Source organism: Atribacterota bacterium, from assembly GCA_028703475.1.
Classification (GTDB): domain Bacteria; phylum Atribacterota; class Phoenicimicrobiia; order Phoenicimicrobiales; family Stramentimicrobiaceae; genus JAQVMU01.
Genome location: JAQVMU010000034.1, coordinates 1 through 16413, shown reverse-complemented (window position 1 = coordinate 16413; position 16413 = coordinate 1). Strand labels below are relative to the sequence as shown.

Genomic DNA, 16413 nt, shown 5'->3' with positions numbered 1-16413 from the left:
TTAAAATATATACTATCTGTACAATAATCCATAAGTGCACTTACTATTTGTTTCTCGTTTAAGTCAAATTTTTTATCGTTTCCTTTTCTTTCTTCGGCCATTTTGAATCCTTCGAAAACTATTTTACGGATATTTGCAGATATTTATATTATAGCAAGCAATTAAGGCAATTTCCAAAGAGAATCAATTAAATATTATTTCTTCCCGATTAAAATAATTAAATCTATCGTTATAACGTTTATTTTTGGAAATTTAAGTCCTTCAATTTCCTCGTTATTTCTTTTAAATTTCCAGGAAAGGGGGGTCATTTCAATAAGACACGGGATATTATTGTTCTCTATTTTCTGCTGATAGGTTATTCTTTGTTGCTTTATTATAGTAAAATTTTTTCGAAAAAGTTTAATAGTTTCTTCGCTGGATGGATATTTTTTTTCATTTTTTGGATAAAATATTTTTCTAATTTCCTGCAGATAAAAAGTTCCTGGAATAATTTTTATTAAAAATCCATCATCATTCAGGAGTCTGCCAAATTCAGAGTAATTAGCCGGAGACAAAATATTTAGAATAAAATAAAACTGTTTATCATTTAATGGACTATCTGCAAGATCAGCAACACACCAGATGTATCCAGGATATTCTCTGGCAGCAATCCAAATCCCTTCTTTAGAGATATCAATACCTACTCCGACAGGATTAATTTCTGATTTTTCTCTAATAAATTTGGATATACTTACTAAATTAGTTCCTTCCCCACAACCAGTGTCTAATATCCTTAAATCTGGTAATTGTTTATTTTTTATAACCTTTACAATAAAATTGCCAATCTCCACTATCAGTTTTTTGAAAAAATCATTCTGTAAAATTTTTTTCCTGGCATTAAATAAATCCTTATTATATTTTGAATAGCCTGGATTTCTTAACAGATTTATATAACCATTTTTTGACAAATCAAAACAATGAGCATTTCTACAGAGCAGGGAATTCTCTTGAAGAATCATTTTCTGTTTACAAATTGGGCACCTGAAAATACTTGAATTATTATAAATTACTTCTTTAGCTATTTCTATCTTTTTTTTCATACAATATTAAATTTTAGCAATGGATTTTTTCTGAATATTATTATCTAAGACAATAGTTTTTAACTATAGTATATCATATACTATAGTTATCTGGCTGTGCTATAAGCTTTCTAAAAAATATCTTATAGTTTAGGTTAAACTATTCAAGAAAGATTGGGATATTTTTAAATAGTTTAATTTTGAATTAAGTGTTTTTTATTCTATAATATTAATTAAAAGTGGGACAATACAATAAATATTATCTTTCCAGGATTGTTTTGCTGAAGAACCGAATAATTTAAAAATTAGTGAAATATATCATTAAATCAATAAAAAGATTGACTTTTTGTTCTTAGCCAATAAAATATAGCTATTAATATTAAGTAATACAAATCCATTACAGTTTTGAAACTCTACACAATATTCATACCATTTCGAAACAGCCAGAATGTAACACGAAGTAATAATGGAAATATTCTATTTATTTGAAGGAGGATAAGATGACTGAGAAGCCTGCAAAAATTGATATTTACCAGGAAGCGGAATCAATAGAACAGTATTTTTATATAAAAAATGGTATTCCAATAAAAAATTTGGCAGAATTGCTGGATCAACTGGCAAATATGGATATAGAAGTATTTAATTATCATGTGAGCAGAAAAAATAATGATTTTGCTAACTGGATACGGGATGTATTCGGGGAAAAAGAACTGGCAAGAAGGATGAAGATGTCTCGTTCTCCTTATGGTATGTTGAAATCAATTACAAAATTTCTGGAAAATTAACAACAGAATAAAAACAGAAAGGATTTTTAAAATTACACAGTTAAGAGATATTAACGGAAAACAAAGGGTTGTAATTGAAAATGTACAACCTGAAATAAATAATGGTAAATTCAACATTAAAAGAACTGAGGGGGAGAGAATTGTAGTTTCTGCTGATATTTATGCTGACGGACATGACCAGCTTCTGGCAAATCTGCTCTTTCGAAAACAGGGGGACCAGAAATGGGAAAAGAAGCCAATGGAATTCATTGTAAATGATTTTTGGCAGGCTTCCTTTTCAGTCAGCCAATCTGGAATATATGAATACACCGTGGAGGCAATGATTGACCATCTTTCAACCTGGTGGAAGGATATTCAAAAAAAGTCAACAGTCGGCAATAATATTATTATTGATATAAAAAGCGGCCTTTCCATCCTGGCTGAATCTATGAAACAGATTCAGGAGCCGGATAAGAAAGCGGAGATTCAAAAGGTAATTACACTTATTCAAATAGGTAAAGAACAGGATACTTTAATTAAAAAATTAAAAAATATTTTAACTGATGAATTTTTACAAAAATACCCTGTACAAAACCATATCACTTATTACAATAACATTTTAAAAGTGACTGTGGATAGAAAAAGAGCCGGTTATAGCGCATGGTATGAAATTTTTCCCCGCTCCTGCTCAGACAAGGCAGGACAACATGGTAATTTCCAGGATGTCTTGCAAAAAATACCGGAAATTGCCCAGATGGGTTTCGATGTATTATATTTTCCACCAATACATCCTATTGGTATCATCCACCGTAAAGGGAAAAATAATTCTGTCATTACAGGTAAAAATGATCCGGGCAGTCCCTGGGCTATCGGGAGCAAATTGGGTGGACATATGGCCATTCACCCCCAACTTGGAGACTTTTCTGATTTTCAGAAAGTAGTCCAAAAAGCAGCTGAATATGAGATGGAAATCGCCCTGGATTTAGCATTCCAATGTTCACCCGATCATCCTTATATAAAAGAACACCCTGAATGGTTTCGCTGGCGTGTAGACGGAACAATTCAGTATGCTGAAAATCCACCTAAAAAATATGAGGATATTGTCCCTTTAAATTTTGAAACAGAGAACTGGCAAAGCTTATGGGAAGAATTAAAGAACATTGTTATTTTTTGGATTAAACAGGGAGTTAAAATATTTAGAGTTGATAATCCCCACACCAAACCTTTTCTGTTCTGGGAATGGTTAATTAATAATATTAAAAAAGATTATCCGGATATATTATTTCTGGCAGAAGCCTTCACCAGACCTAAAGTAATGTATAGATTAGCTAAACTGGGATTCACTCAATCTTATACTTATTTTACCTGGCGGAATACTAAACAGGAATTAATTGAATATTTAACTGAATTAACCCAAACTCCGGTAAAAGACTTTTTCCGCCCTAATTTTTGGCCTAACACTCCGGATATTCTGTCTGAATACTTACAGGCTGACAGTAGCCCTGCCTTTATTATTAGATTCATACTGGCAGCGACATTGTCATCTAACTACGGTATTTATGGGCCTCCCTATGAGCGATTCATTAACAAGGCTATCAATGGTAAGGAAGAATACTATAATTCAGAAAAGTATGAACTGAAATCCTGGGCACCGGAAGAAGTAAAAGAAAGCACACGCAATCTATTTACCAAAATTAATAAAATTAGAAAGGAAAACCCGGAATTTCATAAAACGAATAATATTAATTTTTTACCAGTGGAAAACAACCAATTACTATACTACGTAAAATTTAATGAACAAAAAACAGATGCTATCCTGATTATTGTTAATCTGGATCCCAACTATACACAGTCGGGCTGGATAAAAGTGCCACTCTATGAACTGGGAATTTCAGAGGACCATTCTTTCCTGGCTCATGATTTATTGGGTGGGGGGCAATATGTCTGGCAGGGTGAATATAATTATGTTGAACTTAACCCTCATATTTTACCAGCACATATAATAAGAATAAAAAAACACTTAAAAAAAGAAAATCAATTTGATTATTTTAACTAGGAGGAAGCAGATGATTAGCCAGGAAGAATCTATGGAAAACCCTTTGTGGTATAAGGATGCAATAATTTATGAGCTCCATGTAAAAACATTCTTTGATAAAAGCGGTGATGGTATTGGAGACTTCAGGGGATTAACTGAAAAACTCGACTATCTGGAAAATTTAGGTATTAATACTATCTGGTTACTACCTTTTTTCCCTTCTCCACTGAAAGATGATGGATATGATATTGCAGATTATTATAGCATCCACCAACATTATGGAAATATGCGCCATTTTAAAAACTTTCTCAGGGAAGCCCACAAAAGAGAAATAAAAGTAGTTATTGAGCTGGTTTTAAATCACACATCTGACCAGCATAGCTGGTTCCAGAAGGCTCACAAAAAAAATGCTCCAAAAAAATGGCAGGATTTTTATGTCTGGAGTGACACCCCGGATAAGTACCAGGATGCTCGCATAATCTTTCAGGACTTTGAAACTTCAAACTGGACCAGGGACCCGGAAAATGATAAATATTTCTGGCATAGGTTTTATTCTCATCAACCGGATTTAAATTATGATAACCCTGACGTGCAAAAAGCCATTTTAAATGTAATTGATTTCTGGATGAAAATGGGTGTGGATGGAATGAGATTAGATGCTGTACCTTATCTTTTTGAAAGAGAGGGTACTAATTGTGAAAATCTCCCTGAATCACTGGACTTTTTAAAAAAAATGCGAGCTTATGTAGATCAGAAATATAAGAATCGTATGATATTGGCAGAAGCCAATCAATGGCCTGAAGATGCTATTCGCTATTTCGGTAATGGCGATGCCTGTCATATGGCCTTCCACTTTCCTCTTATGCCCCGTATGTTTATGGCTTTGAGAATGGAAGACCGCTTCCCGATTATAGACATTTTAGAACAAACACCCGATATCCCGGACAACTGCCAATGGTCACTATTCCTGAGAAATCATGATGAGCTAACCCTGGAGATGGTTACAGATGAGGAGCGGGATTACATGTACCGGGTGTATGCCAGAGATACTTCTGCCCGTATAAATTTAGGTATCAGAAGACGTTTGGCACCCTTATTGGAAAACCATCGCAGAAAAATGGAAATAATGAAAATATTGCTGTTTTCTCTCCCGGGTACTCCTACTATTTATTATGGTGATGAAATCGGAATGGGAGATAATCATTTTTTGGGTGATCGTGATGGGGTTAGAACTCCAATGCAATGGAGCGCTGACAGGAATGCTGGTTTTTCCCGGGCTAATCCCCAGAAACTATACTTACCGGTTATCATTGACCCTGCCTATCATTATCAAACTGTAAACGTAGAAAACCAGGAACAAAATCAAACTTCTTTTTTCTGGTGGATGAAAAGAGTCATAAATATGCGCAAGAACTATAAGGCTTTCGGAAGGGGTAGCATACAATTTTTACAACCTGATAATCCTAAAATTCTTGCCTTTATCCGTAAGTATGAAGATGAAATAATTTTAGTTGTTATAAATCTTTCCCGCTTTTCCCAACTAGCAGAATTGAATTTATCTGAATATGCAGGATATCATCCAATAGAAATATTCAGCAAGAATCAATTCCCAATTATCCAGGATAAGCCTTATGTAATGACCATGGGTTTCTATGACTATTTCTGGTTTGTATTACAAAAAGAGGAAGAAACTGTCAAAGAAAAAGCAGGTAATCAAATTCCGGTTATGAAATCCAAGAAAAAATGGCTGGACCTATTTGGTAATAGAACAAAGTCAAGAATTGAAAATCAAATATTACCGGAATTTTTGAAGGTACAAAGATGGTTTGGCAGTAAATCTAAAAAAATATTAAAGATTAATATCACTGAAACAATTCCCATTAAAAATCAGAATAGTAACTCTTTAATACTTATTTTAAAAGTTACTTATGCTTATGGACCTGAGGAATATTATCACCTTCCTTTATCTTTTTTAGAAATTGATAAAGCGGCAACTATATTACAGGAAAAACCAAATTTAGTCTTACTTCAATACCAATCCTCAAAGGGAGATGGAATTATCTATGATTCAGTGCTGGATAAGGATTTCCATCAGACCATCCTTCAATTTGTTGCTAAAAGGAGAGTCATAAAAACCTCTGAAGGAAAATTAAAAGCCTATCCCGGCAAATATTTCAAAAATATTCGGAGAAAAATAGAGTCTTTTGAACAATCTAATCCTTTAAATACAGAGCAAAGTAATACATCAATCTTATATGGTCATGAACTGATATATAAATTATTCCGAAAACTGGATGAGGGTATTAATCCTGACTTAGAAATAGTAAAATATATTACTGAGAAAACTGATTACAAAAATATCCCATCTTTTGCCGGGGCAATAGAATACCAGAAAAAAGATGGTTCACTTTTAACTCTGGGAATTCTATATCCTTTTGTACAGAGTGAAGGAAATATGTGGGATTATGCACAAGATTATATTATTAGGTATTATGAAAGGGTATTGTCTAAAATAACCCAGATTGAAAAGTATCCTGTTCTTCCATCATCTTTCTTTGAAAAACTTGAAGATGACATTCCGGAAATAATGCTGGAATTGATTGGTGCACCATTTATAGAAATGGCTTACCAGCTTGGCAAGAGAACAGCAGAATTGCATCAGGCATTAGCAAGACCTACTCAAAATCCTGACTTTAAGCCTGAATCTTATTCCCTGCTTTATCAAAGATCTCTTTATCAATCAATCCAAAGTTTAGTAAAAAGAGTATTTTTGACTTTGAATAAAAATCTCAATAGATGTCCGGAAAATATTAAGAAAGACCTGGAAGAGGTCCTTTCTTTAGAGTCCACCATTATTAATCATTGTAAAAAGATCTTGTCCAAAAAAATCAAAGCTAAAAAAATAAGAGTACATGGTGATTATCACCTGGGTCAGGTTCTTTATACTGGGAATGACTTTTATATTATTGACTTTGAGGGTGAACCTGCCAGACCTTTAGGAGAAAGAAGACTCAAACGCTCGCCATTAAAGGATGTAGCGGGAATGCTCCGATCTTTCCATTATGCAGCTTTTGCTCCATTAATACAGGAAAAAATCACAGGAGAATATGAAGATCTGGAATATTGGGCAAAATTATGGACTTACTTTGTAAGTAAAACTTTTCTTGTTGCTTATCTGAAAAATATTGAATCTTCGACAATTATCCCTGAAGATAAAGAAGATATAAGTAAATTACTATCTATTTATTTGCTGGAAAAATCAGTATATGAAGTAGGTTATGAGATAAATAACCGGCCTGACTGGTTAGCAATTCCTCTAAAAGGTATACTATATGAAATAGGAGCGATTCAGAATGAAGAAAAAGAATAAGATTTTACATACAGAGTCCATACTGAGTAAAGATGATATTTTTCTTTTTAATGAAGGAACACATTATCAGTTATACAAACATTTAGGAGCACATCCAATAGCAAAAAATGGTAAAAATGGCTTCCATTTCGCAGTATGGGCTCCTAACGCTAAATCTGTTTCAGTGATTGGTGATTTTAATGATTGGAAATCCAACGATCACAAATTACAGCAACTACACAGTGGAAGTGGTATCTGGGAAGGCTTTATACCCAACCTGAAAAATGGGGATAAATATAAATATCATATTACATCCAGATACCAGGAATATTGTGTAGACAAAAGAGATCCTTATGCCTTTTATGGTGAAAAACCACCTTTGACAGCATCTGTATTATGGGATTTATCATATCAATGGCAGGATCAGATCTGGATGGAAGAGAGAAAAGAAAAAAATCAATTAGATCAACCATTTTCGGTTTATGAGGTACATATTGGTTCCTGGCGTAGAAAACTAAAACCAGAAAATGATTTCCTGAATTACCGGGAATTAGCTATTGAATTAGCCTATTATTGCAAAGAAAATGGTTTTACCCATGTAGAACTCTTGCCGGTGATGGAACACCCCTTTTACGGTTCCTGGGGTTATCAAAAAATAGGTTACTTTTCTCCTACCAGTCGTTATGGCACACCCCAGGATTTTATGTACTTTGTTGATTATATGCATCAGCAAGGAATTGGTGTAATTTTAGATTGGGTACCTTCTCATTTTCCGGGAGATGAACATGGCCTGGTTTATTTTGATGGCACCCACTTGTATGAACATGCTGACCCGAAGCAGGGATTTCATCCTGACTGGAATAGTTACATCTTTAATTATGGCAGAAAAGAAGTGCAATCATTCTTAATAAGCAGTGCACTCTTCTGGCTGGATTACTACCATGTTGATGGTTTGCGTGTGGATGCTGTTGCCTCCATGCTTTATCTGGATTATTCCCGAAAAGAAGGGGAATGGATACCAAACCGTTTCGGCGGCAGGGAAAATTTAGAAGCAATAAACTTTATTAAAAAATTAAATGAGAATTGCTATTCCTTCTTCCCCGATATACAGATGATTGCCGAAGAATCTACTGCCTGGCCTATGGTTTCCAGACCTATATACCTGGGTGGTCTTGGTTTTGGTATGAAATGGAATATGGGCTGGATGCATGACACTCTATCCTATTTCGCCAGAGATCCTATATATCGTAAATATCATCATCAAGAACTCACTTTTAGTCTTTTATATGCTTTTAATGAAAACTTTATTCTTTCTTTATCTCACGATGAAGTCACTCATGGTAAAAAATCATTATTAGAAAAGATGCCCGGGGATGATTGGCAAAAATTTGCTAATTTACGACTTTTATTAGGCTATATGTATGCGCATCCAGGGAAAAAACTCCTTTTTATGGGTAGTGAATTCGGACAAAGGCAGGAATGGCAACATGACTATTCCCTGGACTGGCATCTGCTTCAAGACGAAAAGCATGCTGGATTATTAAAATGGGCGCAAGACCTTAATCGTGTCTACAGAGAAGAAAAAACTTTGCATGAAGTAGATTTTGAAAGTTCAGGCTTTCAATGGATAGAGAGTAATGACTGGAACCATAGTGTACTGGTTTTTCTTAGAATAGACAAAAATAAAAAAGAAAAATTAATAGTTATCTGTAATTTTGTTCCTACACCCTGGTACAATTACCGTATTGGGGTTCCTGAAAATGGAATCTGGAGGGAAATTCTCAATAGTGATGGCTCTCCATACGGGGGAAGCGAACAGGGAAACATGGGTAAAGTTAAAGCCACTCCGGCCCCTATGCATGGATTTGATTTTTCTATTAATGTAACTATACCACCTCTTGGTATCCTTTTTTTAAAAAAGATTGCAGTTAACTCTGTTGATTAATTTTTAGCACTATAATATATTATCGAGCTATTTATTAATAATAATCAAAAAGTAATTTGAGAAAAAAATATTTGCACCTGATATCTTTACAGAAAGGATGATATAATTCTAAAGCCCTATTAATCTTTTTTATACTGAAAAAGGAGTGAGCAAGCTAAAAATGGAAAAGAATAAATATATTTGCATTCATGGGCACTTTTACCAGCCACCCAGGGAAAACCCCTGGTTGGAAGATATTGAGCTGCAGGATTCTGCCTATCCCTTCCATGACTGGAATGAACGGATATCAGAAGAATGTTATAAAACCAATACCGCCTCCCGCATTCTGGATGGGGAAGGAGACATCATTCGAATTGTCAACAATTATAGCAGTATAAGTTTTAATTTTGGACCAACTTTACTCTCGTGGATGAAAAAACATCAACCGGAAATATATCAATCAATTTTAGATGCAGATAAAGCCAGTGTGGAAAAATTTAACGGACATGGATCAGCTATTGCCCAGGCTTACAATCATATGATTATGCCCCTGGCTAATGAAAGAGACAAATATACTCAGGCATATTGGGGAATTAAAGATTTCCAGGAGCGTTTCGAACGTTACCCGGAAGGCATGTGGCTTCCGGAAACAGCAGTAAACTATGATACCCTGGAAATCCTTGCTGAATTGGGAATTAAATATACTATTCTCGCACCTCATCAAGCATCAAGAGTGAAAAAGATAGATAAAGAAAGTCAATGGCAAGAGATAAGAGAAGGTAATATCGATTTTCGACAACCATATTTATGTAACTTACCATCTGGTAAATCAATTAATATTTTCTTTTATAATGGAGCCCTGGCTCATGAAGTCAGTTTTGGGGGTCTTTTGCGTGATGGCAAAAAATTTGCTGATAGTCTATTAGGTAATTTTTCTATGGATGATCAAAAACCGGAAATAGTACATATGGCTACTGACGGAGAAACCTTTGGACACCATCATCGTTTTGGGGATATGGCGTTATCCTTCTGTTTAAATCATATTGAAAAGAATCAGCTGGCGAAAATAACCAATTACGGAGAATACCTGGAGTTACACCCACCAACTTATGAAGCACAGATTGTTGATAACACCTCCTGGAGTTGTGTTCATGGAATTGAACGCTGGAGAAATGACAATGGCTGTAATACCGGCATGAATCCAGATTGGCATCAAAAATGGAGAAAACCACTTCGGGAAACCATGGACTGGTTAAGAGATAAGACAATTAATCTCTTTGAAGAAGGGGCTTCAGTCTATTTCCAGGATGTATGGCAGGCCAGAAATGAATATATAAATGTTATTCTTAACCGGAATACAGAAAATATAGATAACTTCTTTAATCAATTTGCCAGCCACTCTCTTGACCGGGAGGAAAAAATTAAAGCCTTAAAATACCTGGAAATGCAAAGGAACGCCATGCTCATGTATACCAGTTGCGGTTGGTTCTTTGATGAAATATCGGGCATCGAAACAATCCAGGTTATGCATTATTCTGCCCGCTGCATGCAATTAGCAAAAGAATTGCATGACATTGATTTAGAGCCAGAATATATGGAAAGGTTAAGCCAGGCTCCCAGTAATGTTCACAGATATAAAAACGGAGCCAAAATCTATGAAAAAATAGTTCAACCGGCAGTAATTGATTTACTAAGGGTTGGCGCACATTATGCTGTCTCTACCTTATTTAACGGTAAACAAAAAAATATTTATTCTTACCAAATCCTGGAAGATGAAGTGGAACGCTCTGAAAAAGGTCAATTAAAATTAGCGATCGGGCAAACCATTATCAACTCAAACGTTACTCTGGAACAGGATAAAATAAGTTTCGCCGTTCTACATTTAGGAGACCATAATGTGAACGGTGGAGTTAGGCGTTATCAGGATGAACAAACCTACCGGGAAATGGTCAAAGAAATCAAAACAGCTTTCAGCCAGGTCAATGTAGTGAATATTATTCGATTGATGGATAAATATTTTAAAACTAACAGTTATTCTCTCTGGTATTTATTTAAAGATGAACAGAGAAAGGTCATTCAGAAAATAGTTCAGCCCGACAAGGAAGAGGCTGAAAGGACTATTAGAAAAATATATACGGATAATTATGCTATCATGAATTTCTTGAAACAACTGAATATTCCAATTCCGCATTCGTTATCAGTTATAACTCAACAGGCTATTAATCTTGAATTAAACAGTACCTTCTCAGAGATTAATATAGATCTGGAAAGACTAAAAAAACTGGTGGAGGAAATTCAAGACTGGTCCATCAAGATAGATAAAATTACACTGGCATATAATATTGAGCGATGGGTAAATAGTGCATTAGAAAGATTACAAGCTCAACACGATGATATTGAGCATATTCAAGCTATAACTGATACTCTAAATATACTTGAAAATATAGATGTTGCTTTTTATCCCTGGAAAGCTCAAAATATATATTTTAAAATGAAACAGGAATTAATACCTGTTTACCAGGAAAAAAATATTGAGGGAAATAAAAATGCAAACATATGGTTGGGAGAATTTAAAAAATTAGGAGTAATGCTAAGTGTTGGAGTATCTTAATTAAAATTCTTTTATAAATTTGTCATATCCAGTTTAATCCTTCTCGCGGATACAGTTTTAAAATTATAAAAGATATTAGATTGAATCATAGAAGTTATAACTCAAATAACAATGCTAAATAAAAAGGAGAATTAAATTGAAGAATAGCCGTAGCAGTGGAATATTATTCCATATCTCCTCTTTGCCTTCAAAGTTTGGTATTGGAGATTTGGGACCAACAGCATATTCTTTTGCAGATCTTCTAAAAAAAAATGGACAACATTTCTGGCAAATTTTACCTTTAAATCCTACAGAATTACAGCATGGTAATTCCCCTTATTATTCTTACTCTGCTTTTGCAGGTAACCCTCTTTTTATCAGCCCGGAATTACTCTATCATGATGGCTTAATATTTAAAGATGATTTAAAAAGTTATTATCTCCCGGAAAAAACTCATATAGACTTTCCTGGAGTATATACCATGAAGAAAAAAATGCTTGCAAAATCATGTGAAATATTTAATAAAACAAATAAATTTCAGTATGAATTTGAAGATTTCTGCCAGAAACAAACCTTCTGGTTGGATAATTATGTACTTTTTGAAATATTACGCTCTCAATTCCATTCTCAAATATGGAATAAATGGCCTGCTGAGATAAGAGACCGTAAAAATATTTCTCTGATATCCTTGACTAAAAAAAGAAAATCAGAAATTAAAAAACTAAAGATTGTTCAATTTTTATTTTACCGACAATGGGAAAAGTTTAAGAATTATTGCAAAGCGAATAAAATTAAAATAATCGGTGATATGCCTATTTATGTTACTCACAACAGTGCAGATGTCTGGTCAAACCCTGAATTGTTCAAGTTAGATAAAAATAAAGCTCCCTCTTTTAAAGCGGGAGTCCCTCCTGATTATTTCAGTAAAACCGGACAGCTCTGGGGAAATCCAGTCTATAAATGGTTTACACATCGCAAACAGGATTTTGAATGGTGGAAAAACAGAATCAGCCATAACCTATCAATAGTGGATTTATTGCGAGTTGACCATTTTCGGGGATTGATAGCTTACTGGGAAATTCCCGCAGGTGAAAAAACCGCTATTAAGGGAAAATGGGTAACCGGTGGCGGGAATGCCTTCTTTAAAATGTTAAAAAAGAATTATCCCCAGCTGCCCTTTATTGCCGAAGACCTGGGAGTGATTACCGAAGAAGTGGTAAAAGTTATTGAAAAATTGGGATTACCGGGAATGCGTGTACTTCAATTTGGTTTTGACGAGGAAAACTTCCCACATAATATACATCTTACTCATAATTATATAAAAAATTGTATAGTGTACACTGGTACCCATGACAATAATACTATTCAGGGATGGCTACAAAAGGAGATAAGAAAGGCACAGAAAAGATTGCTAACAGAATACCTGGGAAAAGATATTCAATTAGAAAATGCTCACTGGGAATTAATCAGGCTTGCCCTGGCATCTGTTGCAAAATTAGCCATTATTCCTGTTCAGGATATCCTCGGTTTAGGAGAAGAAGCCAGAATGAATTACCCTTCTCATCCAGATTCTAACTGGCAATGGCGGTTAACAAAAAATGAAATGTCAGAAATTAAAAGACATGCCTTTCCTAAATTAAAAGAATTAACCCAGATATATGGACGGGGAAAAGATTGAATCTTAAATCTATCTGAAAGAATCTTTTGTAATTTACTGCCTAATTGAATGTTTTTAGGAACTATATGGTACACTTTACAATTATTATAGTTAAAAAAAATTTTTTAATTAAGAAGTTATAGTGATAAAATTATTAATAAAATTAGATAAAATACTTTAGAAAGTGTGATAATATGGTCAATCTGTTAGAAATACGGGATTTATCTTTATCATTAAACGGGAAAAAAATTTTAAAAAATATCAGTATGGAAATCTGGGAAGGCTATGTCCATGCAATTGTAGGGCCTAATGGTGCAGGCAAATCAACTCTTGCCTCAACTATTATGGGTCTGGAAGGGTATAGAAATTTTACGGGTAGTATTTATTTCAAGGGAAAAGATATCAGTCAGCTTAGTATCGATGAACGTGCCCGGATGGGTATTACTTTTGGCTGGCAGGAACCAGCCCGTTATGAAGGATTATCAATTAATGATTTTTTAAAAGCTGCCGCTAAGGAGAAAAATGATAAATTTATTTTTGAACAATTAAAAAGGGTTGGCTTAGAACCTGATGAATATGCCCAACGTGCAGCCGATAAGACACTAAGCGGGGGTGAGCGAAAGAAAGTAGAATTAGCTTCTATCTTAGCAATGGACCCGGATTTGGTACTACTGGATGAACCTGATTCTGGAATAGATGTGGAAACTCTGGATAAGATGTTTGAAGTTATCAAAGAACAGAAAAAGAAGAAAAGGACTATAGTTCTTATAACTCACAGCTTAGCGGTTTTAAAACAGGCCGACCATGCCTTTATGTTCTGCAACGGAGAAATAATACAAAAGGCTGAGGCAAAAAAAATTATTCCTTATTTTGAAAATAAATGCATTCCTTGCAAACACAAAAATATTCCTGATAAAGAAGGTGTAAACCTTGAATAAAATAGATTTAACAAAAGAACTGTCCAAAATTACTGAAACTGATGATATTTTTAAACAGCCAGATATTGCCCATATCTTTATTCACCAGCATAAGGTTGTTCAATCTCATCTTTTGCCCGGACTAAAGGTTGATGTAAAAGAGTTTGATGACCATGTTGAAGTTAACACTGTTGTTGAAAAAAACACTAAAATTGAAAAACCTGTACATATGTGTTTTGGCATGATACCAAAAAATGGAATTCAAAAAATGGTAATCAATACTGAACTCATGGAGAACTCTTCAGCTTCTTTTCTTGCACATTGTGCTTTTCCGAATGCGGTTGATATTCAACATATTATGAATGGTGATATTAAAGTCGGCAAAAATGCCCGGTTTAGTTACCTGGAGAAACATATTCACGGACCTCATGGTGGAGTAAAAGTATACCCTCATGCTACAATTCATCTCTCTGAAAATGCCCATTATTACTCTGAATTTGAATTAATAAAGGGACGTGCAGGATTAGTTGATATTAAATACGAGGCTATTTGTGAAGCAGACAGTGTTCTTGAAATGATTGCAAGAATCAGTGGGAAAGAAAATGATATAATCAATATAAAAGAAATTGGCCACTTAAGTGGCGAAAGAGCCCGCGGATTTTTAAGTTCCAGAGTGGCAGCAACCGGCAGTACCAGGGCTGAGGTTTATAATAAACTGACCGCTTCCGCTGCTTATGCAAGAGGACATGTGGATTGTACCGAAATTATTAAAGATAACGGCGTAGTAAGTGCTATACCTATCGTTGAAGTAAGTCACCCGAAAGCACATATAACACATGAGGCTGCTTTGGGTAGTGTAGATTCTAAACAGTTGCAGACATTGATGGCAAGGGGGTTGAATGAGAACGAGGCGACTGACCTTATTATTCAGGGTCTTTTAAAATAAAGACTACACTCTATTTGCAGGGGGTTATTCTAAAATGATTACCAGGAACACCTTTATGGGAATAATTTTAATAGTAATTGGAATACTTTGGACACTCTCTAATTTTAACCTGATCAATAACCAGTGGATCTTGCCTTTCATCGGTATTATTTTCTTTGCCGTCTATCTCTATCGTGGTGGAATTCAGAAAAGAGGGACCATAGGTTTTCTCATCGCCGGATGTATTATCTTTATGGTAGGATTGTTTGCTGCAATTAATGAGAGTTTTTATCTCGGACCATTTGAAGGCCCATTGTTCTTCTCTTTTATCGGAATAGCCTTTTTGCCGGTTTATGCTATTCATACCCGCCATTTCTCAGATGATAATTCTTCCGGTCAAAAGTGGCCATTATATACTAGTCTGATTATCATACTTTTCGGACTTTTTGTACTGATCACAGAAACAGCAAATATTCCTGTAATGCAGAGATTATACCGTATTCTTGGACCTTTAGTATTAATACTCCTGGGTATTTTTATTATGCTCAGGCAGAGAAAAAAATAAAATCAATAATTAATAATTTATGATAACTTAGGAAAATAATATAGCAACTATTTTTTTTACTTCTTCATTAATTACCTTATAACATACATGTGTCCCATTTCTCTTTCCCTCAATTATCCGCGCTTCCCTTAACTTACCTAAATGTTGTGATATGGTCGACTGAGGCTTTTTTAAACAGCTATGCATCTCACTTACATTGCGAGGCTTTTCAATCAACCTGCGAATAATGCAAAGACGTACAGGATGTGCAATTGCTTTCAATAATTCGCTTTTATTTCGTATTCTTTTATTAACCATCCCTGTTACCATCTCTATATTTGATTTTATCAGAACAGCCGAAACACACATCCCGGATATCCTGATAATATAAAGCTTCTAAACAGCATAAGTCTACAAATAAATCATTGCCTTTTCATTTATTCTTTGGAGGTTGCTTCCAAAATATCTGATTTTAATATTTTTTCATAACTGTAAAGTGGACAATTATCCTGTCTGCATGTTGTAGGATAATATGTTTTATATCCTCCGCTAAGATTTTTAATACTTTTATATCCATTCAATTTTAACAATCTGTAGGCTAAATAGCCCCTTAATCCCACTTGACAATATATTAATATATTCTTATTTTT

General features: G+C 34.5%; 12 protein-coding genes. 9 read left to right on the top strand and 3 right to left on the bottom strand.

Annotated features, from left to right (window positions below):
• Positions 1-194: 194 nt before the first annotated feature.
• Complete coding sequence (locus tag PHQ99_05115) at positions 195-1079, bottom strand: SAM-dependent methyltransferase (GenBank protein MDD4288949.1); 885 nt, start codon at positions 1077-1079, stop codon at positions 195-197.
• Positions 1080-1558: 479 nt separating this feature from the next.
• On the opposite strand from PHQ99_05115, the gene PHQ99_05110 reads away from it, so the two are divergent.
• From PHQ99_05110 to PHQ99_05070, 9 genes are all read left to right on the top strand, one after another.
• Positions 1559-1843, top strand: a complete 285-nt coding sequence (locus PHQ99_05110; protein ID MDD4288948.1) for a DUF5752 family protein — start codon at positions 1559-1561, stop codon at positions 1841-1843.
• Positions 1844-1874: 31 nt separating this feature from the next.
• Positions 1875-3878: an alpha-1,4-glucan--maltose-1-phosphate maltosyltransferase gene (locus PHQ99_05105; GenBank protein ID MDD4288947.1), complete on the top strand. Its 2004-nt coding sequence runs from the start codon at positions 1875-1877 to the stop codon at positions 3876-3878.
• Positions 3879-3888: 10 nt separating this feature from the next.
• Positions 3889-7227, top strand: a complete 3339-nt coding sequence (treS, locus tag PHQ99_05100) for a maltose alpha-D-glucosyltransferase (protein ID MDD4288946.1) — start codon at positions 3889-3891, stop codon at positions 7225-7227.
• Positions 7211-9151, top strand: coding sequence for a 1,4-alpha-glucan branching protein GlgB (gene glgB / locus PHQ99_05095; GenBank protein MDD4288945.1), 1941 nt, complete (start codon positions 7211-7213; stop codon positions 9149-9151). Before treS ends, glgB begins: the two co-directional genes overlap by 17 nt.
• 160 nt (positions 9152-9311) lie before the next feature.
• Positions 9312-11741, top strand: a complete 2430-nt coding sequence (locus PHQ99_05090; protein ID MDD4288944.1) for a DUF3536 domain-containing protein — start codon at positions 9312-9314, stop codon at positions 11739-11741.
• Positions 11742-11877: 136 nt separating this feature from the next.
• On the top strand, positions 11878-13398 hold the full coding sequence (gene malQ, locus PHQ99_05085) for a 4-alpha-glucanotransferase (protein MDD4288943.1): 1521 nt from the start codon (positions 11878-11880) through the stop codon (positions 13396-13398).
• A 173-nt stretch (positions 13399-13571) separates the two neighbouring features.
• Positions 13572-14315, top strand: a complete 744-nt coding sequence (locus PHQ99_05080; GenBank protein ID MDD4288942.1) for an ABC transporter ATP-binding protein — start codon at positions 13572-13574, stop codon at positions 14313-14315.
• Entirely contained in the window at positions 14308-15240 is a 933-nt protein-coding gene (locus PHQ99_05075; protein ID MDD4288941.1) for a SufD family Fe-S cluster assembly protein, read from the top strand. Before PHQ99_05080 ends, PHQ99_05075 begins: the two co-directional genes overlap by 8 nt.
• Positions 15241-15274: 34 nt before the next feature.
• Complete coding sequence (locus PHQ99_05070) at positions 15275-15784, top strand: hypothetical protein (GenBank protein ID MDD4288940.1); 510 nt, start codon at positions 15275-15277, stop codon at positions 15782-15784.
• A gap of 27 nt (positions 15785-15811) precedes the next feature.
• Here PHQ99_05070 and PHQ99_05065 read toward each other — a convergent pair whose 3' ends face one another.
• Positions 15812-16132, bottom strand: a complete 321-nt coding sequence (locus tag PHQ99_05065) for a metalloregulator ArsR/SmtB family transcription factor (GenBank protein MDD4288939.1) — start codon at positions 16130-16132, stop codon at positions 15812-15814.
• Between the two features lie 68 nt (positions 16133-16200).
• Positions 16201-16413: rhodanese-like domain-containing protein (locus PHQ99_05060; GenBank protein ID MDD4288938.1), on the bottom strand; the 213-nt coding region annotated here is incomplete at its 5' end.

Bases quoted from the DNA above. Each gene is read 5' to 3' on its own strand.
- glgB (MDD4288945.1), top strand. From the start codon at position 7,211: ATGAAGAAAAAGAATAAGATTTTACATACAGAGTCCATACTGAGTAAA.
- PHQ99_05070 (MDD4288940.1), top strand. From the start codon at position 15,275: ATGATTACCAGGAACACCTTTATGGGAATAATTTTAATAGTAATTGGA.
- PHQ99_05080 (MDD4288942.1), top strand. From the start codon at position 13,572: ATGGTCAATCTGTTAGAAATACGGGATTTATCTTTATCATTAAACGGG.
- PHQ99_05065 (MDD4288939.1), bottom strand. From the start codon at position 16,132: ATGTGTGTTTCGGCTGTTCTGATAAAATCAAATATAGAGATGGTAACA.
- PHQ99_05110 (MDD4288948.1), top strand. From the start codon at position 1,559: ATGACTGAGAAGCCTGCAAAAATTGATATTTACCAGGAAGCGGAATCA.
- PHQ99_05090 (MDD4288944.1), top strand. From the start codon at position 9,312: ATGGAAAAGAATAAATATATTTGCATTCATGGGCACTTTTACCAGCCA.
- treS (MDD4288946.1), top strand. From the start codon at position 3,889: ATGATTAGCCAGGAAGAATCTATGGAAAACCCTTTGTGGTATAAGGAT.
- PHQ99_05115 (MDD4288949.1), bottom strand. From the start codon at position 1,079: ATGAAAAAAAAGATAGAAATAGCTAAAGAAGTAATTTATAATAATTCA.